17 protein-coding genes are annotated in these 18,703 nt (G+C 40.1%); 10 read left to right on the plus strand and 7 right to left on the minus strand.

Annotated elements, in window-relative coordinates; genetic code table 11:
- Positions 1 to 9 precede the first annotated feature (9 nt).
- Both BMZ99_RS05650 and BMZ99_RS05655 read right to left on the minus strand, forming a co-directional pair.
- Positions 10 to 1,185: a glycosyltransferase gene (locus BMZ99_RS05650; RefSeq protein WP_245754831.1), complete on the minus strand. Its 1,176-nt coding sequence runs from the start codon at positions 1,183 to 1,185 to the stop codon at positions 10 to 12.
- 249 nt (positions 1,186 to 1,434) lie between these two features.
- On the minus strand, positions 1,435 to 2,349 hold the full coding sequence (locus BMZ99_RS05655; protein WP_245754832.1) for a helix-turn-helix transcriptional regulator: 915 nt from the start codon (positions 2,347 to 2,349) through the stop codon (positions 1,435 to 1,437).
- Between the two features lie 107 nt (positions 2,350 to 2,456).
- Between BMZ99_RS05655 and BMZ99_RS05660 the strand changes: the two genes are divergently transcribed.
- From BMZ99_RS05660 to BMZ99_RS05680, 5 genes are all read left to right on the plus strand, one after another.
- Positions 2,457 to 2,807, plus strand: coding sequence for a cupin domain-containing protein (locus BMZ99_RS05660; RefSeq protein ID WP_090933814.1), 351 nt, complete (start codon positions 2,457 to 2,459; stop codon positions 2,805 to 2,807).
- A 486-nt stretch (positions 2,808 to 3,293) separates the two neighbouring features.
- The gene (locus BMZ99_RS05665; RefSeq protein WP_281246758.1) at positions 3,294 to 3,509 is read left to right on the plus strand and encodes an ROK family protein; all 216 of its coding nucleotides are present in this window, start codon (positions 3,294 to 3,296) and stop codon (positions 3,507 to 3,509) included.
- Between the two features lie 4 nt (positions 3,510 to 3,513).
- Complete coding sequence (locus BMZ99_RS05670) at positions 3,514 to 4,050, plus strand: TRAP transporter small permease (RefSeq protein WP_090933819.1); 537 nt, start codon at positions 3,514 to 3,516, stop codon at positions 4,048 to 4,050.
- Entirely contained in the window at positions 4,050 to 5,348 is a 1,299-nt protein-coding gene (locus BMZ99_RS05675) for a TRAP transporter large permease (protein WP_090933821.1), read from the plus strand. The genes BMZ99_RS05670 and BMZ99_RS05675 overlap by 1 nt, the downstream gene beginning before the upstream one ends.
- Positions 5,349 to 5,395: 47 nt before the next feature.
- On the plus strand, positions 5,396 to 6,406 hold the full coding sequence (locus tag BMZ99_RS05680) for a TRAP transporter substrate-binding protein (RefSeq protein WP_090933823.1): 1,011 nt from the start codon (positions 5,396 to 5,398) through the stop codon (positions 6,404 to 6,406).
- 407 nt (positions 6,407 to 6,813) lie between these two features.
- On the opposite strand, the gene BMZ99_RS05685 is transcribed toward BMZ99_RS05680, so the two are convergent.
- Together BMZ99_RS05685 and BMZ99_RS05690 are read right to left on the minus strand one after the other, a co-directional pair.
- Positions 6,814 to 8,106: a sensor histidine kinase gene (locus BMZ99_RS05685; RefSeq protein ID WP_090933825.1), complete on the minus strand. Its 1,293-nt coding sequence runs from the start codon at positions 8,104 to 8,106 to the stop codon at positions 6,814 to 6,816.
- Position 8,107: 1 nt separating this feature from the next.
- A complete protein-coding gene (locus tag BMZ99_RS05690) occupies positions 8,108 to 8,770 on the minus strand; it encodes a response regulator transcription factor (RefSeq protein ID WP_090933827.1) in 663 nt (220 codons plus the stop codon).
- A gap of 274 nt (positions 8,771 to 9,044) precedes the next feature.
- Between BMZ99_RS05690 and zwf the strand changes: the two genes are divergently transcribed.
- Together zwf and pgl are read left to right on the plus strand one after the other, a co-directional pair.
- Complete coding sequence (gene zwf / locus BMZ99_RS05695; protein WP_090933829.1) at positions 9,045 to 10,562, plus strand: glucose-6-phosphate dehydrogenase; 1,518 nt, start codon at positions 9,045 to 9,047, stop codon at positions 10,560 to 10,562.
- Positions 10,559 to 11,290 (plus strand): 6-phosphogluconolactonase, encoded by a 732-nt coding sequence (gene pgl / locus BMZ99_RS05700; protein ID WP_090933831.1) that lies wholly within the window; start codon positions 10,559 to 10,561, stop codon positions 11,288 to 11,290. The genes zwf and pgl overlap by 4 nt, the downstream gene beginning before the upstream one ends.
- Before the next feature lie 45 nt (positions 11,291 to 11,335).
- On the opposite strand, the gene BMZ99_RS05705 is transcribed toward pgl, so the two are convergent.
- The 3 genes from BMZ99_RS05705 to BMZ99_RS05715 are packed head-to-tail and all read right to left on the minus strand — an operon-like array spanning position 11,336 to position 14,635.
- Positions 11,336 to 12,559 carry a nitrogenase component 1 gene (locus BMZ99_RS05705; RefSeq protein WP_090933833.1) on the minus strand — a complete coding sequence of 408 codons (1,224 nt, stop codon included), beginning with the start codon at positions 12,557 to 12,559 and terminating at the stop codon, positions 11,336 to 11,338.
- Positions 12,560 to 13,852: a nitrogenase component 1 gene (locus BMZ99_RS05710; RefSeq protein WP_090933835.1), complete on the minus strand. Its 1,293-nt coding sequence runs from the start codon at positions 13,850 to 13,852 to the stop codon at positions 12,560 to 12,562.
- 39 nt (positions 13,853 to 13,891) lie between these two features.
- Positions 13,892 to 14,635: a nucleotide-binding protein gene (locus BMZ99_RS05715; RefSeq protein WP_090933837.1), complete on the minus strand. Its 744-nt coding sequence runs from the start codon at positions 14,633 to 14,635 to the stop codon at positions 13,892 to 13,894.
- Positions 14,636 to 14,975: 340 nt separating this feature from the next.
- Here BMZ99_RS05715 and BMZ99_RS05720 point away from each other — a divergent pair, with 340 nt between their 5' ends.
- From BMZ99_RS05720 to BMZ99_RS05730, 3 genes are all read left to right on the plus strand, one after another.
- Positions 14,976 to 15,803 (plus strand): helix-turn-helix domain-containing protein, encoded by an 828-nt coding sequence (locus tag BMZ99_RS05720; RefSeq protein WP_090933839.1) that lies wholly within the window; start codon positions 14,976 to 14,978, stop codon positions 15,801 to 15,803.
- 112 nt (positions 15,804 to 15,915) lie between these two features.
- On the plus strand, positions 15,916 to 16,887 hold the full coding sequence (locus BMZ99_RS05725; RefSeq protein ID WP_090933841.1) for an iron-siderophore ABC transporter substrate-binding protein: 972 nt from the start codon (positions 15,916 to 15,918) through the stop codon (positions 16,885 to 16,887).
- A gap of 82 nt (positions 16,888 to 16,969) precedes the next feature.
- Entirely contained in the window at positions 16,970 to 18,685 is a 1,716-nt protein-coding gene (locus tag BMZ99_RS05730; protein ID WP_090933842.1) for an ABC transporter ATP-binding protein, read from the plus strand.
- The last annotated feature ends 18 nt before the right edge of the window (positions 18,686 to 18,703 follow it).

The following is an 18,703-nucleotide window of genomic DNA, read 5'->3' on the forward strand; positions in this document are numbered from 1 at the left end:
CTTTCTGTTTTAAAATTCTACTTGTATGCATTTTTCTTTATTCGGTGATTCCTGGGTGACAATTAAATTTTCTTGCTCAGCATTAATTTGCGAGTACGTAGCAGACCATGTCCATTTGCTGTTAGCAGAAAAATTCCAGAGGATTGATACGGCAATACCTGTTAGCTGGCCTGCATAGATGTTCCACCCTAAAAAGAGAAACGCTTGAGTAAATAAAGTGGTAATGGCAATACCTAGACTACAGATTACTATAAATTGAGGAAACTGCATCATTTGCTTCCATAAACGTTGTTGTTTACATTCTTTCCAAGTTACTTTGTGATTCCACATAAAGTTATGAAACATAGCAATGGAAGAGGAATAAACAGAAGCTATTAATTCTTCCATTCCCAGAAAATGCAGAAAAAAATGTAAACACGATAAGTTGACTAAGACGCCCAAGGTTCCAATCATACAAAAATAATAAAATTTACGATGTTCAGGGTGATACATCATAAGTTGTCCAATGTGTTTTAGATAATTGAATTGCTCTTTCAAGTTCATTTTTGATGTTCCTGCTGCCCGTGCCAAAAAAGAATAAGGAATTTCATGTACGGTTTGGTATCTCCCTTTTACTAGAACTTCAATAAGTATCTTCCAGCCGATAGGATTTAACTGCACTTGATCAATAACACTTCGTTTCAAACCAAAGTAACCGCTGGTAGAATCGGAGATGCAGCGCAGCTTTTTAATAAAAACATAACCAATTCCCCTGGCAATCCCTGAGATTAATTTGCGTACGATATTTAAGCCTCCATCTGAACCGCCAGCAACAAAGCGGCTGGGGATGACAACATCATAATGTGCCAGTCGTTTGATCATCAAAGGGAGTAGTTCAGGAGGATGCTGAAGATCAGCGTCCATAACGATAATCTGATTGCCTTGAGAGTGCAAGAAGCCTTTAACAACTGCAGATGCTAGGCCTTTTTCATTGCGGCGGTGAATATATGTTACTTCTTTATATTGCTGACAAAGTTCTTCTAAAAGGACAGGTGTGTCGTCAAGGCTATCATCAACGAAAATGATTTCGAAGGAAGAATTACTTCCTTGCAATAAATTCATTATTTTCTCAGCAATGATTCTAACATTATTTTTTTCATTGAAAGTAGGAATTATGATACTAAGATCCATCAGAATGATTGTCATCCTTCCATATCGCTACCGATTCTTTTCGGTTGTAGTTTTTGCGATACGGATATTGTTATTCTAGGAAAAAAATGGTGATTAGAGAAGCTGTAGCTTAGCGAATCACTACTCGAATAGAAAAAACATATAAAACAAAAGAAACAGTACCTTGTGTTGGTACTGTTTTTCGTAAAGGGGTTCATGTAACTCCTTTTTATTTATTCTGTAGAGTCATAATTAACAAATATAAATTTTTAATGATGGATCGAGTTATTGCTTTATCCGATATTGAGAGGGGGTAACTCCTACGTTCTTCTTAAAGAGCTGACAGAAGTAGGAGACATTGTTAAAACCAATTTTATTACTGATTTCTTGCAGAGGCAAAGATGTTGTCCGCAATAATAGTGAAGCTTCTCTTAGGCGGCGATAAGTAAGATATTCGGTGATACTGCTACCTGTAGCTTTACGAAATAAGTGGGATATATGATAACGTGAAAGATGAAGCTCCTTTACTAAAGATTCTAATGTAAATTCTTCATGATAATTTGCATCAATCCATCTCATAACATATTCAGCATAGTGGATGTGACGAAGCTGCGTTTTTCTCTCCATTTGATTTTGAACATTCCATTGATCTTTTACTGTAGTGATAAAAAGTAGAAAAAATAAAGCAAAGTCTTCTGTAAGTTCCAATTGCTTTTGACGAGATCCATAGAGTGTAAATAGAGTTTCAAATTGGTAGGAATTAGTAGATTGAATGACTTGGCAACTTAAATTACTATGCCATAGATGCTGAAAGAAACGATGCAAATCAGTAAATTTTTGTAAATAGCAATCGATAATTGATGGCTCTAGCAGCAGCTTTGATCGAATGTAAAACGTTTTTTCTGGTATATATGCCTTTACCCTATGCAGCTGAAAGGGCTGAAAATACATGAGCGATCCTGGTTTAAATGGATAGATATTCTGATCGACAATTGCTGAACCTTCTCCTTGCAGAACATAAATAAACTCCATGCCTGGGTGGGAGTGGAATTTGTCCCAAGTATTTTTGGATGAAGTAGTATGCTGGTGGATAAATTGGTGCGGATTTGCATTGAGCCCAAAATCGAAATCAAAACCACTCATTGCCTGCAAGGTTACCACTCCTAGATTAAGAATAACAATACAACAACATTTTACCACAATATTCAGTCAATACAATGAAAAAAATTTCATATATACTTTAAAGGGAAAGACGCATTATGGCAATTCAACATGGACATTGTTATCTGTGCTAAAGGAGGATTTTAATGATTATTACAAATCAAGAGCTGCAAGGAAAAGATATTGGTGATAAAACGTCACGCAAAGTACTAGTTGCAGAGGACAAACTTATGCTAGTAGAATTTCAGTTTGCAAAAGGAAGCATTGGGGTCCCTCACAGCCATTCGGAACATGAGCAAATAGGCTATGTCGTTAAGGGAAGTTTTGAAATTACGGTTGGCAGCGAAACTAAAATTGCTAAGCAGGGGGATAGCTATTATGCTGCTAAGAATGTCTTGCATGGAGTTGTTTCTTTGGAGGATGACTCTGTATTGATCGATGTATTCACACCAATACGGAAAGATTTCTTCACACCGGATGAAATAAGGACTGTTTAAATTCTCATTGTTTGCAGTAAGTAGAGGGGAAGAGATCATTATAAGTAAAGCATCAATGGAAATTCTACATGGAGAACTTGGACAGAAGATGCTCAAGGCAATAGAAAAAAGTAATTTTTGGTCTTATACCCATTTTTCTACATTATAGCTTTATGACATTGGTCTGCCGTCCACGCTGTCATTCTTAAAAAATAAAAAATTCAGAATAAAAAAATTTAGAAGGAATTTTCAAATAAATAGCAAATTAAGTTAATTAAGTTAATTAAGTTAATTAAGTTGCTGCGGTTGGAGGGAAGTGATGGGATGAGATGAGCAAAACTCGGGTCATCGGAAAATTTCACGGCCGACGGCGTCCCCTGCAATTGGAATTCAATTGCAGAACAAGGTATGTGATTGGCTTGGAGGTAACGTGGCATGAACAAGTTTGGGTATTGCCAATCTAAAAAATGACCCAACGGGCATGCAAGTAAAAGCTATACTGGACAAATTGGGCATATGGTGATGCAGGAAGGGGGAACTTTGTGCAACTGCGGCAATCGTGGCTGTCTTGAATCTATTTGCGATATACCAGCGCTTCTGCGCAAGTCGAAATCAGAAATGCCCCTTATCGGCAGTGATGATCCGCTGACAGTTTGTTTTCGTGAAGAAGGCACTATAGTGAAGATAGTAAGAATTGGTATTAAATTATATATGAGGGGTTGATATTTTGGCAGATTCAAAAGAACCCGCACAAATTCAAAATAACGAAGTAAAGTGGATATCAAGTTTACTGCTATCTATTGATAAGGCCTTTGAAGAATTATCAAAGATACTGTTGCTAATAATGATCGTGATTGTATGTTTTCAAGTGTTTGCGAGAAAATTGTTCAGCTATACACCGACTTGGTCTTTAGATGCCACAATATTTTTACTTATATGGTTTTCATTTTTGGGCATTGCGATGGGCTTTCGTGAAAGAATACACCTTGCTTTTAACTCTATCCACTTTAGCGAAAAAGCAGATTTTTATATTGAAAGGGTCATTTCGATTATTGAAGTTGTCTTTGCACTAATATTGATCGTTTATGGCACAAAGCTTATGCTAAACGACTTTGGTCAAGTTATTCCTACCATGGGTAATTTGCCTATAGCCTACAGAACTCTTGCAGTACCCGTATCAGGTGTCCTTATTCTGTTCTATGGCATATTACAGTTTTTTGGCATTGATTTGAAAAGACATAAAGGATTGGGAGGTGGCCATTGATGGATCATACTACTCTTGAAATTATTGTTCTTACAGTAACATTTATTGGCCTAATGTTGATACGAGTGCCGATTTCGTTGTGTATTGTCGCCTCTACAATATCTGTTTTTTTAATGGAGGATTTTGGCCTTGAGTTAGTTTCTCACAAAATGATCGATGGTCTTAATACTTATGCGTTACTTACCATTCCGTTCTTTATTTTGGCTGGTCAAATTATGGGGGAAGGCGGGCTAGCAAAACGATTAATACGGTTCGCATTATTAGGTTTTGGCCGCTTTAAGGGTGGTCTTGCTATGGTAAACTGTCTTGCTTGCCTATTGTTTGGCAACATTTCCGGCTCAGCTAGTGCTGATATGGCTTCTGTGGGTACTGTTATGATTCCGCAGATGGTAAAAAAAGGTTATAGCAAGGAGTTTGCTACAAGCCTTACTATTTCTGCTTCTATACAAGGTGTTGTTGTTCCACCAAGTCATAATTTGATTTTGTATGCTCTTGCTTATGGCGCAGCTGCTCCGTCTATCAATGCTCTTTTCCTAGCGGGTGTTTTTCCTGGTATCGTTATATGTGCAATCTTAATGTTTGCTGGTCGCTTTCTAGCTATTAGAAATGGCTACACAATGACTGAAATTATACCGCAAGAAGAACGCGGGAAAGTTATTTTTGATGGAATATTTTCAATTATGCCATGCGTTATAATCCTAGGGGGTATTTTTACTGGGTGGTTTACAGCCACTGAAGCGGGGGCCATTGCTTGCTTGTACGCTTTCATTGTTACCTTCTTCTTTTATCGAGATATTCCCATTGCAGAGTTTTGGCCAATTATATTAAAAACATTAAGAATCTGCTCTCTTGTGTTTTTCCTAATGGCAGCTTCTGCAGCCTTTAGCTATGTTTTAACAATCTTGCGTATACCAGATATGGTTACTGCACTTCTATTAGGAATATCCAGTAACCCGCTCATGGTATTGTTTATCATAGCTTGCTTGTTGATTTTGCTAAGCGCACCGATGGATATGGCACCATTGATTATGATTATGACACCAATCTTAAAGCCAGTTATACTTAGCATGCATATAGATCCTCTCCATTTCGGAATTATTATGATGCTCAGTCTGGGAATTGGCTTGACGATTCCACCTCATGGTGCTGTTTTATTTATAGGGTGTGCCTTGACAGATACACCTATAGGGAGAGCGGTTAGGCACATGACTCCATTCTATGCTATCCTGTTTATTTGTTTGATGATAATTATTTACATTCCTCAATTATCTCTATATTTACCACAGTTCATGCGTTAAATATATTTTGTATTAAAAAATAATAAATTAAAAAAGGAGCTAAAAAAATGAAAAGAAGTTTGTCAGTTCTAATCTTATCGCTGTTATGTGCTGTTTTGCTGACAGCTTGTAGCGCAGGTGCTTCAAAAAATGCGGAAAAAGCGAGTGAAGGAGCAAAAGTGACTATAAGGTTGGCTGAAGCTCACCCAGCGGACTATCCTACAACTGAAGGCGACAAGAAATTTGCAGAACTTGTTAAACAAGCCACAAACGGAAGAATTAATGTTGAAGTTTATCCTGGCGGAACATTAGGTGACGAAAACTCAGTTGTAAGTCAGGTGCAATCAGGTGGTACAGTTGATATGACAAGAGTTAGCAGTGCTGCACTTACCTCCTTCAACCCACAAATGGGATTGTTTGCTCTTCCATATTTATTTAAAGATTCAAGTCAAGAATGGACATTTTTGAATAGTGATAAAGGGCAGAAACTGCTAAAAGATCTTCAAACATCTAATATGATGGGATTGGCTTACTACGAGTCTGGCGCTAGAAGCTTCTATTCCAGCAAACCTCTTACGAAGCTTTCCGACTTGAAAGGTCAAAAAATACGCGTACAACAAAGTGCAATTACCCTTGAGATGGTTACTGCTCTGGGTGCAAATCCTATTGTAATGCCATATGGTGATGTATTTGGAGCATTACAAACTGGTACAATCGATGCTGCCGAAAATAATGCGCCTTCATTTGACTCTGCAAACCACTATACAGTTGCAAAGAATTATATTTTAGATGGACATCAACGTGTTCCTGAAATACTTTTGATAAGCTTAGCTATGTGGAATAAATTGTCACCGGCTGATCAAAAGATTATTCAAGATGCTGCTACTGCTTCTGTTGCCACAGAAAAGGAAGCCTGGGCTAAATATGAGGAAAAATCTAACGCAAAGATTAAAGCTGCTGGCGTTACAATTACTACTGTTGACAACATAGCTGAGTGGCAAGAAGCCGTTAAACCGATAATTGAGAAGAATGGTGCGCAATTTAAAGATCTTATTGACTACATACACACTTTAAAGTAATAAAAAATAGAATATGTAAATATTCAAAGAGGCTATTCAGAACTCGGTTGAGTTTTGTAATAGCCCTTTTGCTTTATATTTAAATTCTTTTATAAGGCTTTAAATATAAAGCAAAACGAACGTCAGACCGTGTGAAAAAGGGGGGAATCTACTTTTTCTACTATAGTTGTTACGTTTTGAGTTACAGGATCGGAATAGATGTTTTTTGCCATTGCGAGCAGAGTGAAGCAATCTCTAAAAGGGATTGCTTCACTCTGACAGAACAGTAAAACATATAAAACGAATTGAACCACAAAGACGCAAAGGAACTTATTTATATCTTTCGTGTACTCCTTTGTGTACCGCAGCAGTGGCATTGTGCCTTTGTGATTCAATCATTTGTTCCTTTATTAAACCCATATCCTAAATCAGGATATGGGTAATTTTACGCAGAATTTTGTTCCTAATAGAGGCTGACTGGAAACTTTAATAGTGCCTCCATGACTCTCCACAATTAGCTTGGCGATGGAAAGTCCTAACCCTGTACCGCCTTTAAAACGAGATTTATCTACTTGGTAAAATCGATCAAATATTTTTTCTAAATGTATATTTTCGATTCCTTCTCCCGTATCAGTAAAAATAAATGTAATTTCTTTTTTAGATTGAGATAGTATTATGAAGAACTTTCCGCCAGAAGGAGTATGACGAATCGAATTGTCAAAGAAAATACTGATGAGTTGCTTCATAGATCCTTCATCGCCATAAAATTGGATTTCAGGAGCAATGGAAAGCTCAAGAGCAATTTCTTTGGCAGCGGCTAAAGGGGCAAGTGCTTCTATTGAACGAAGAATACCTTGACTTAGGGAAAAAACCTTTTTTTCCAGTAAGGGTTGTCTTGAATCTGCACGTGCCAAAAAGAGTAAAGAGGTTATTAATTTAGCCATAGCATCTGTTTCTTCTTTGATATTATGCAGCCACTTACTTTGATTGGCAATCGTCCCTTCCGGATTGTCAAGGACGATTTCTAAATTGGTTTGCATGACAGTTAGTGGAGTACGTAATTCATGAGAGACGTCTGCAATGAAATTCTTTTGCTGTTCCCAAGCGCTGGAAATAGGAATCATAGCACGATGTGCCATATAAAGGCTTGCGACTAAAGATAAGAGCAAACAAAGAATACCAACGATAATTAAGGCCTTGATGAGACTGTGAAGAAGATTTTTTTCATGATCAAAATTCTGAAAAAGGATAACCATTCCTGACTGGTCTCGCAGGGGAGCTTTTACATAATAATAATAGCTTTCCTGCAAAGAAATTGTACCAGTTGTTTCGTTTTGTCCCAGGCTTTCTTGCACAAGAATGGATAAAGAAGCGAAATCCAGAGGCTGGGTAGAGGAAGTAAAAAAAATTTTGTTGTCAGCATCTGTTTTAACAAAGAAAACAAGGGGATGTTCTGGTGGCGGCTGGCCTGGTGGCTGCCTTGGTGGTTGAAAAGATTCATCATGAGGAGGATGTCTGTCTTGATCTCGAGGACCGTGATCTGGCAGGTCGTTAATTAGGCCTGATTGAATGTCGGATATTAATTTGATTCCCATTCCAAAGGCACGATTTCTCATTTGGTTTTCAGCAAAAAAATAAGTTCCCACTGTTAAAATTAAAAAAAGTACAGCAATGATAATTAAGTGAATAATAGCAAGCTGTAAACGTAGTTTGTGAAACATACTAGTTCTCCTCGAATAAATAACCAACACCACGCACTGTTTTAATGGCAGATGTACTTAGTTTTTTTCTCAAATAATGAATATATAGATCTACATTTGCGATATCAGTTCCTGAATAATAGCCCCAAATCTTTTCGAAAATACGTTCTTTTGTAATGACCTGCCCTTGGTTGTACATAAGCAGCTCCAGCAGAAGAGACTCTTTAACGCTAAGCTGAATAATTTCCTGACCTTTGGTGACTTCGCCGCGCAGAGGATCAAAATTCATTCCTGAGGCTGTGATGGTCTGATTGATAAGCTCTTTTGTCTTTCTTCGGGCTAAAGCTCTTAATCTTGCCAATAATTCTTCAGATGAAAAAGGCTTAACCAAATAATCATCGGCACCTGCATCCAGACCCTCTATTCGGTCTTTAAGAGCATCTCTGGCAGTTAAGAATAAGACTGGAGTGTCAAAGCCCCGGTGACGAAATTCTTGTAAAAGGGAGATGCCATCTAGCTTGGGGAGCATTCGATCTAAGATTATGACATCATAAATGCCCGTTAACGCCATTTCTACACCACTTTCTCCGTCCATCGCGATATCCGTTGCATAGCCATTTTTCTTTAATAAATAAGAGAGGGCTTCAACAAGCCGCTGTTCATCTTCAACCAGCAATAGTTTCATAAAAACTCCTTATTTTTACAAATAAAAAAATATCGAAAAAAAACTAGATATGTATTATTTTAGCGGATAATTCTTTGAAATGCATTTACTTTTTTAAACTGGGACTAAAGGCTGATTTTTAAATAATTGGGGTAAAATACTAGAGAACAAGGAGTTTGATAGCAATATAAAGAATTATTACAATATTGGAAGAGTATTCGAAAGTAAAAGATACAGAATAGGTTAGATTGAGGTTGAGTTTGGTACCTGTATAAAGGATGGAGGAATGGCATATATGATGCGTGATGTAAAACTTGATCCCACTGTAATTATTATTTTTGGTGCATCCGGGGATTTAACACAGCGTAAAATTATACCTGCTATCTACAATTTGTTTATTGATGGATTATTGCCTGAGCCTTTCTGCATTATTGGCATTGCACGCACGAGTTCGGATGATGAAACGTTTCGCCAGCAATTGCGTAAAGGCGTGGATACCTTTTCTCGCAGAGGTAAGAGCAAGGACGATGATTGGTCAAAATTTGCAGCTACTATATCGTATATGGCAGCTGATTATCATGATGAAATAACCTATAGGAATCTATTGGAAGAATTAAATAAGGGGTGGTATAAGTCGGCGAACAAGGTATTGTACCTTGCGACCCCTCCTACCTTATTTACGGTAATTGTGGAACAGTTAGGACAGCAGCAGGTTTTCCGCGGAAAAACAAGCTATCGTATTGTCATAGAAAAACCTTTTGGCAGAGATTTAGAGTCTGCCCGAATGGTTAACCAGGTATTAACAGGGGTCTTTGATGAAGGGCAGATCTATCGTATTGATCATTATTTAGGCAAAGAAACCGTACAAAATATTTTGGCATTTCGTTTTGCCAATGCCATGTGGGAACCGATTTGGAACCGCAGCTTTATTGACCATGTGCAGATAACAGTGGCAGAAAAAGTTGGTGTTGGTAAACGAGGGGGTTATTATGAGGGGGCTGGAGCTTTACGTGATATGCTTCAGAATCATCTATTGCAGGTAATGTGCCTGGTGGCGATGGAGCCTCCTACTTCCTTTCAGGCTGATGAAGTCCGTAATAAAAGAGTGGATGTACTCAATGCGATTCGCCCGATTGGTAAAGATGAGGTAGAAAAATTCGCTGTTCGCGGTCAATATGGCAAAGGAGTGGTAGATGATCTTCCAGTACCTGCATATCGAGAAGAAGAAAATGTAGCGGCAGATTCAGGTAGAGAGACCTTTGTAGCAATGAAGTTATTTATTGATAATTGGCGTTGGCAGGGAGTGCCGTTTTATTTGCGTACAGGCAAGCATTTACCAGGTCGTGTTTCCGAAATCTCTCTGCAATTTAGGCCAGTACCGCATCATCCTTTTTCTGATAAGGTAATGCAATCGAATCGTTTGGCGATTCAAATTGAACCTAAGGAAGGTATTATGCTGCGCACACAGGCAAAAGAGCCGGGGCCGGGAATGAAGATCAAACCGGTGGAAATGCATTATACTTATCAGGAAGTATTTCAGTCTTCTTCTCCCGAAGCCTATGAAACATTGTTGTTAGATGTTGTGCGTGGCGATCCTGGACTGTTTATGAGAAATGATCAGGTAGAAACAGCTTGGTCTGTATTAGAATCGGTATTAGAACATTGGGAGGAGACTTCTCCGGCAGATTTCCCTAATTATGCACCTGGTGAGTGGGGGCCTGAATCTGCTGAAGATTTGATTACCCAGGATGGAAGAACATGGCTAGTTCCTGCCTGCTTAGAATTTAAGGAAAAGGAAGGAAGAAAAAGATGATTACAATGTATGAGGACGTAGATGCCCTGGGGAGGGCAGTTGCTAATTTATTCTTAAAGAAGGCATGTTTGGCAGTAGCGGAAAGAGGTAAGTTTACTGTATCCTTGGCTGGCGGGCAAACACCACAGAGAATATATGAAATACTAGCAAAGCCTCCTTACTCCGAGCAGATACCTTGGGAAGGAATACATATTTATTGGGGGGATGAACGATATGTGCCTGCAGATGATATTCGCAGCAATCAGCTGATGGCCCGAAAGGCGTTTTTAGATCATGTGCCAATCCCTCCGCATCAAATTCATCCCATTGTGTGCAACACAACTCCTGAGCAGGCAGCTAAGAAATATGAGGAAGTAATTGTATCGACCTTTTTGGAAGAGGTGCCTCAATTTGATTTTATTTTTCTTGGTTTAGGATCGGATGGGCATACAGCTTCTTTATTCCCTAATACTTCTGTATTACAAGAAAAAAAACATTGGACTGGTCATGTGTATTTAACAGAACTTGATAGTCATCGTGTGACCATGACAGCTCCCCTCATTAATAATGCCAGGACGGTTGCATTCTTAGTAACTGGGGATAGTAAAGCTCAAATTGTATGTGAGGTACTAAAGGGACCCCAGGATCTGCTGAGATTGCCCTCTCAAATGATTGTACCCGAAAATGGTGAACTATTTTGGTTCTTAGATCAAGGTGCAAGTAAGCTGCTTAACGCTAATAAGAAGTAAACAAATAACACCCCTTTACCATTGGTAAAGGGGTGTTATTTCAAGTCAGAGCATTCGAACGACTTCATTCATCCAGGTGGTCGCCAAATTCATTGCACCGCGAAATCCCATATAGGGTGGAGAATAGGGGTACAATTGCCATCCGCGGCTAGGGTTGGCAATTTGCATTGCCAAATTGCTGCGCCCGACCCACGTCAGTACTTCTCCGCTGGCCATGAGCAGCCCCTGATGTTTGCTAGTCACTGTTTGTGACCATTGTGTTTCCTGCCAATAAGGCAGAGTTTCTGTTGCCATGGCAGGACTATCACACCAGCACAGACCAGGGGTAAGTCCTAGTTCGCTGCAGGCATAAGTTAAGATTCCTGCAACTACATCAGCATGGCCTCCTACGGACAATTCCACTGGTTTCTTTTGATGAGAAAAAAAGCCGGGGGCGATTTCCATGATGGGTTGTGCTTCGTTCTGCTGCTGAATAATAAAATCTTGGTTGACAGGCCTATCTAGTATTTGGGCGATTTGCTTTAGCCAAGAGTATGTACCCTGCATGCCATAAGGGCGACCTTCTACTAAAGGGGTACCAAACTTCTGTTGTAAATGGCAGGCAGCGGGCAAACCTTCCCGGCGAATGACCAAATTGATGTGAGCGGCGCCCATATGCTCTATATCTTCAACTGAGGTGTCCGAGGTCATGATACATATAGGTCTTATTCCAAAAGCCCCCTCCATTATTCTTACAATTTCCTGGGCGTCTGCGTTAAATTGGAATAGATCAGTGCAGGATCCAATAAGGTTAAAGGTGGGGACTGACGTGGGGGGCACAGCCAGGGGCAGTGTTGTTGCCAGAAGAAGTAAGGTTTCCTGAACACCTTGATATAGTTCGATATTGAAACCACCAGCTCCAAAGGGCAGCAACCGTACCTGGGGATAACTGGTTTGCAGTTCTCTGCACAGAGCAGATAAATCTGTTCCAATCATTTCCGGTACAGAAGAGGGAAGTACAAATATTACTCGGGGCTGGTCTCTAAGAACAATATCAGCAATTGCTTGTGTCAGTCGCTTGGTTTCGCCCATTGCGATATCACTTTCATTGATATGGGTAGAATACAGTTTGCAATCTGGATTTTTCCCCATTCTTTTTAATGCGGCTCGCCCATAAAGCATATGTCCCATAGAGCCAAACTCTACTAGTGCCGCATTGCGTATAGTAGAAAGTGTCCACAAAGTGCCCATGCGTCCAGATGGCGTAGGATGAAAACGGTGCAATCCCATTTAAATCATCTCCTTCAACAAATCTGATGCAGGTGTGCTTAGGGCTTGCATCATTTTATCCAGCAGCCAGGTGGTGCGCTCGTAGCCAAAGAAGCCGTTCATTTTGTGCAGCTGGTCAACATGAGATATTTTTGGTTTCAGCGAGGGGGGGACAGGTCCTAGGCTAAAAGCAGGCTTTAGAATTTCAAACACAGATGTTTCTGCCAAATTGTTAACTCGGTGGCACACTAAGGGATCGTGTCCCTGAGTATGCATGGCTTGTACCCACTGTCTATCTTCCTGATAAAATTCTTCAATATGCAGCAGTAGTGGTTTCATGCCTTGGGTAGACAAGTAAGCAGATAAGGGAATGGGATCAAGAGATAGATCGGTGGCAAAAAAGCTTAGTCCTCTAAGCTTAGCAGCAGCTCTTTCCTCTGCTTTCTTCAATGCGCTTCGCCCCTCCGTGAAAGCATCACCAAAGTCCAAACCTAAATGCTCTCCAATGCGCGCATAGGCAGCATCAATGTCATGCATGCCGTACGTATCGTGCAAGGAAACAAAAGGGGTGTTAAAGTCATTGGCCATACGCTTTGCCAAGGGAAGCATATAAGGGGATAGAACAATATTAATAGCTGCATCTGTTGCACTGAGAAACTCATCAAGTGTGTTGTCTGGTCCTAAGCATCGCAGCTTTACGCCGGCATAAGACAAGGAAGTTAGCAGAGGGACTTCTGACGCAGAAGCGGCGTGCAGACCCAGGAGGTTCGCACTATGGGGAATCATAGTACGTTGCTGCATAATGCCAACCATAGCTTCTAAGGTGCGCCAAATGCCAGAAGGGTGGCCGTTGCAGGCAAAATGTGGCGCGGATATAGAAATAAGGCGCGCTGCTAGTTTTGGCTGCAGTTCATGGATAATCGCTTCTATATCCTCGCCGATTAAGTCTGGCAGACAAGTGACGATCAGCAATATAGCTTTTGCATCTGCTTGATCCATCTCAGCCAGTGCCTGGATCAAGCCTTCTCGACAGCCGAATACTACTTCATTGGCATCAAGCACATACATCCAATGCAGCTCGCCAGCTTTGCCATAGGAGTCTCGAAGAACCAATCGACTATAATAGGCACACTCTTGTGTGCCTATTACTAGGGAAGATAGTCCTTGTATTGAGCCAGCTAAACGAGCTGCAGAGTGCATTGGACAATGGCTGCCTGGAAATGCCGCAGGGGTTAGAAAATGAACTCCCTTATTCGAATGGACGGTAGATAATTTCTTTAAGTGAAGCAACATGTTTTCAGGTAAAACGGGCACAATCCTTGCTCCTTTCAAATCGGGCTGAAAATTATTTGGCTAATCCTTCAATAAAAGAGCTGCTAAGGTTTGATAATGCACAGCCATAGAGCTGACTGAAAACGCTTCCGTCACAGTTTTACCCTGGGCTTCTGCTTGCTGTACTAAGGGATCGCGTGGCAGATGATACAGAATTTGCGTATCCATTTCACTGGCAGCCTGTGCGACTAAAGGCTCTTCATTATCAATGTTTTTAGCATTGAGGATTAGACCACGAAGTGTGGCATATCCACGCTTCCCAAAGCTTTTGACCGCTTGAGTGATATTGGCAGCAGCATACAATGACATCATTTCTCCGGAAGTGACGATGCAGACTTCATCGGCATATCCCCCACGGATCGGCATGGCAAAGCCCCCGCAAACAACATCCCCTAGTACGTCATAAAGTACAATATCTGGTTCATAGTGTTCAAATGCGTTTAGTTCCGCTAGTTTTTCAAAAGCAGTGATAATACCGCGCCCCGCGCAGCCTACCCCCGGAACTGGTCCACCGGCTTCCACACAAAAAACGCCGCAAGCTCCTTCTACTACGAAATCGCTTAACAGGGCGTCACCTTTTCGCCGTAAAATATCCAATACCGTTGGAATGGATTGTCCACCCGTTAGATTGCGGGTAGAGTCAGCCTTAGGATCGCAGCCGATCTGCATCACACGAAGACCCATACAGGCCATAGCTGCTGCTACATTGGATACGGTTGTGGATTTTCCAATACCGCCTTTCCCATAAATGGCAATTTTTTTCAATCATAAACCTTCTTTCTTAAATAATATCGAAAATTAGTCAATATAACTACTATCATATCAAGCAAAAAAATAAAGTAAATGGAGAGAATTCAAAACGATCCTGTATTTTTTCCAGTCGTTTTTAATTGAGAATACTATTTTATATTAAAAAATGAACATTGAACCTAGTATTCTTAAGGGAGATTGATTGACAAATGGGGATCTATTCCATTATGATAATGATATTCATTGTCATAATGGAATTTGAAAATTGTAAGTATGAAGTCAATTGATTATTTAAATCGATAACAATAAAAATAATTCTCTAATTATTCTATTCTAATGAAGAGGAGCATGTACAATGAAGGTTAACATTGATGATATGGCAGACGGTTTCTCCCGGATATCATTTGATATTATCGACGCGGGTAGATTTGCGATAGAACCCGGCAGAAAATGTGTAGCCACCTATACTGCAGCAGCTTCAGGAATTATTTTTCCTTTGCGAGGAAAGGCAAGAATGACTTTCGAGGGTGTGACTTATGAAATGGAACCCGGCAGATTTTTTCATGCAGGACCTAAAATGACGTTGGATAAAGAGGTTCTTGGGGAGTCAACGTGGGAATTTGTACTGATACACTATAAAATTCCTGAAAGTGAAAAATGCACATTTCCTTACGCATTATCTCATTATGAACTAAACTCAGGTTACAGTCCACGAATTAATGATATGTTGCAAAGACTTTGCCACACCTTAAGAATGCCGAGCAACTTGCAGGCTTTACGAGCAAAATCACTGTTTTTAAGTTTTATGGATGAAGTTTTGACATGTTCGACAAATCGAGAAAAGGAAAGCGGACGTTCGTTAGTCGAGCAGTCAATTGAATATATGGACAATCATTATATGGAGCAGCTGACCATCCCTAAATTAGCTGGGCAGTACGGGTTGAGCAGTAAGCAATTTGCTTATTTGTTCCAAAAACATACGAAAATGAGTCCAAATGAATATTTGATATCTCAGCGAATGAAACGAGCCAAAGAATTATTATGTACAACTACTTGCTCTGTGTCAGAAATCTCTGATTATGTTGGCTATTCGGATTCGTATTATTTTAGCAAGCTTTTCAAAAAGCGTACAGGCGCTTCACCTAGTACGCTAAGAAACTTTTTTGAAAAAAATACGGGCTAAAGTAGGAATATGTCTATTCCTACTTTTTTTTTTACTTGATATAGTACTGTAGTGATGTCGAATTTCATTATTAATGCTAAAAATGTGACGGCAAAATAAACGGAGGAGGCATATGAAAAGAATAGTTGTAATACTTCTGTCATTAGGGATAGTTGCAGGAGGATTAGTAGGATGCAGCAACCATCTGAAAACAAATATTGTCTCCCAATCATCATCTGACAGTAGTAAAATGCCGAGAAAAGAAGCAGTATTCCCTCGGACTTACATAGATTCAAAAGGTAATAAAATTAGTATTGAGAAACAGCCTCAGCGAATTGCCATGGTGGCTTTCCCCCTAGTAGAAACGATGTTTGCACTGAATGCACCACCTGTTGCAGCACCTCAAGTTACAGTTATGACACAATGGGATTCACTAAAACCCTATCTGGCAGCCAATTCACTAATTGACTTGGGCAGCCAAACCAGCATTAATCTTGAAAAGTTGCTTGATGTTGAACCAGAGTTAATCATTGGTACAAGATATAATGAAGAGATATACGATGAATTATCCAAGATTGCTCCAGTAGTCTTGCTGGATACACAGCCGCTTTCCCTTGATTGGAGAAGTGTTCCGCGGGAAATTGCAAAAGTGATTGGCAAAGAACAGGATGCAGAGATGCGTATTGCCCAGCTGGAGTTGCTGATTGTTCAATCGCGAGATAAACTTTTACCCTACCAAGAGGAAACATTTGCATTCTTAGCATTGGCGGATAAAGGATCGTTTGGTATCTATGGTAAGCAGAACTATCCCGCGTATTTTGATGATCAAAGTGGTTTGGGACTGCATGTCCCGAATGGCTATCCTGAAAAGACAGGAAGGATTTCTTTGGAAAGACTGGCAGAACTAAATCCTGATCATATTTTTTTAATGAAAGTTCCGGGTATTGAAAAAAAAATGGAGGATTTGAAGGGCAATTCCATTTGGAGTGCTTTACAGGCAGTAAAAAGAGGGCATGTCTATTTTCTAGATCGATCGGGATTTACAGTGGGAATCGTTGCAACAGAGTATGGAGTTAAAAGTGTTGTCAAAACGTTGGCAAAGTAAGTTATTAGCAGCCTTATAGATTTGACGATAAATCAAATTATAATGGTTACGCTATTTTTGAAGAAGGAGCGAGAATATTTTAATGGTTCGTCGTTTTTTTAGTTATTATCGTCCCTACAAGGGGCTATTCTTATTAGATTTTTCTTGTACAGTACTTATGTCTGCTTTGGAATTGGTTTTTCCCTTGGCGGTCGCTCAAGTAGTGGATAAATTGTTGCCTAGCGGCAATTGGCATTGGGTACTTTTAGCATGCATAGGCCTGTTAAGCGTCTATGTCATTAATATGGGGCTTAATATTGTAATCAATTACTGGGGGAATATGTTAGGGCTCAATATAGAGACAGACATGCGTAATGAGCTGTTTAGTCATATGCAGAAATTATCTTTCCGTTTTTTTGACACCCATAGGACTGGTCAGTTGATGTCACGTATCTCCAATGATCTAATGGATGTGGGGAGTATGGCTCATAATGGACCAGAGCATGTATTTATTATCCTCATCACATTGATTGGTGCATTAGGAGTGATGTTTACTATCAGCTGGAAGCTGTCATTGATGACGTTTTTGTTATTGCTGCTTTTAATGGTGGTTATCTTTGTTTTTGCTAAAAAAATGACACGTGCTTTTAGGCAGATGTTTGCTAGTGTAGGCTGTTTTTATGCTCGGCTGCAGGACGCTCTGGGAGGTATCCGTGTAGTGCAGGCTTTTACGAATGAGGAGCATCAAAAAAAGCTGTTCCTTTCTGACAATCAATGGTTCCATAAGGTCAAGATGGAAGGATTTAAGATCTTCTCCGCCAGCACAGCGATTACCTACCTGCTTATGCGTTTTTTATCTTTATTCGCGTTAGCAGGAGGAAGCTGGTTTTTTCTGCAAGGAGAGTTGACTAGTGGGCAAATGTTTAGTTTTATTCTACTCATTAATATCATCATCCGGCCAATTCAAATGATCAGCACTCTGGTGGAGAGAATCCCTAAAGGCATTGCCGGATTCAAAAATTTTGTAGAAATTATGGATATCCAGCCAGATATTGTCGATGCACCTGATGCTGTTGATGCACCGCATTTGCAAGGAAATATTCGCTACAACAGCGTGAGTTTTGCTTATGAGGAAGACTGTCCTGTGCTGGAGAATGTGGACCTTTTCATACCTTCAGGTGAAACGGTGGCCTTCGTAGGACCCTCCGGTGGAGGAAAGACTACTCTGTGCAGTTTACTACCTCGCTTTTATGAGGTGTTATCCGGAAGTATCACCATTGATGGAATCGATATTAACAAAATTAAACTTCAATCTCTCCGACAGCAAATTGGTATTGTGCAGCAGGATGTTTTTCTATTTGCGGGAACCATTCGCGAAAATATCTTGTATGGTAAAATGAATGCAACAGAGGAAGAAATATGGGAGGCGGTAGTGCGGTCTCAAATGGATGAATTTATCCGTGCTCAAACAGACGGTCTGGATGCCGTTATTGGCGAGCGTGGCGTGAAACTTTCTGGTGGGCAAAAACAGAGACTTTCTATTGCTCGTATGTTTCTCAAAAATCCAGCGATTCTTATACTGGATGAGGCCACCTCTGCTTTGGATACAGAAACAGAAACGGCAATTCAAAAAGCACTGGCAGAGCTCTCCAAAGGAAGGACAACCCTTGTTATTGCTCATCGGCTGGCGACGATTAAGAATGCGGACCGTATCATCGTAGTTACAGCGGAAGGTATTGCAGAGCAAGGCAGTCATCAAAAGCTGCTGGCTGAAAAAGGAATCTACAGCCGTCTTCATCACGCTCAATTCAGTACTTAATACGGATTACTAAGTGCT

This window comes from Pelosinus propionicus DSM 13327 (assembly GCF_900114615.1).
In the GTDB taxonomy this organism is placed as follows: Bacteria; Bacillota; Negativicutes; order DSM-13327; family DSM-13327; genus Pelosinus; species Pelosinus propionicus.

Coding starts and splice junctions, on each gene's coding strand:
- BMZ99_RS05720 (WP_090933839.1), top strand. CDS start 14,976: ATGAAGGTTAACATTGATGATATGGCAGACGGTTTCTCCCGGATATCA.
- BMZ99_RS05650 (WP_245754831.1), bottom strand. CDS start 1,185: ATGACAATCATTCTGATGGATCTTAGTATCATAATTCCTACTTTCAAT.
- BMZ99_RS05660 (WP_090933814.1), top strand. CDS start 2,457: ATGATTATTACAAATCAAGAGCTGCAAGGAAAAGATATTGGTGATAAA.
- BMZ99_RS05680 (WP_090933823.1), top strand. CDS start 5,396: ATGAAAAGAAGTTTGTCAGTTCTAATCTTATCGCTGTTATGTGCTGTT.
- pgl (WP_090933831.1), top strand. CDS start 10,559: ATGATTACAATGTATGAGGACGTAGATGCCCTGGGGAGGGCAGTTGCT.
- BMZ99_RS05705 (WP_090933833.1), bottom strand. CDS start 12,559: ATGGGATTGCACCGTTTTCATCCTACGCCATCTGGACGCATGGGCACT.
- BMZ99_RS05675 (WP_090933821.1), top strand. CDS start 4,050: ATGGATCATACTACTCTTGAAATTATTGTTCTTACAGTAACATTTATT.
- BMZ99_RS05730 (WP_090933842.1), top strand. CDS start 16,970: ATGGTTCGTCGTTTTTTTAGTTATTATCGTCCCTACAAGGGGCTATTC.
- BMZ99_RS05690 (WP_090933827.1), bottom strand. CDS start 8,770: ATGAAACTATTGCTGGTTGAAGATGAACAGCGGCTTGTTGAAGCCCTC.
- BMZ99_RS05685 (WP_090933825.1), bottom strand. CDS start 8,106: ATGTTTCACAAACTACGTTTACAGCTTGCTATTATTCACTTAATTATC.
- BMZ99_RS05725 (WP_090933841.1), top strand. CDS start 15,916: ATGAAAAGAATAGTTGTAATACTTCTGTCATTAGGGATAGTTGCAGGA.
- zwf (WP_090933829.1), top strand. CDS start 9,045: ATGATGCGTGATGTAAAACTTGATCCCACTGTAATTATTATTTTTGGT.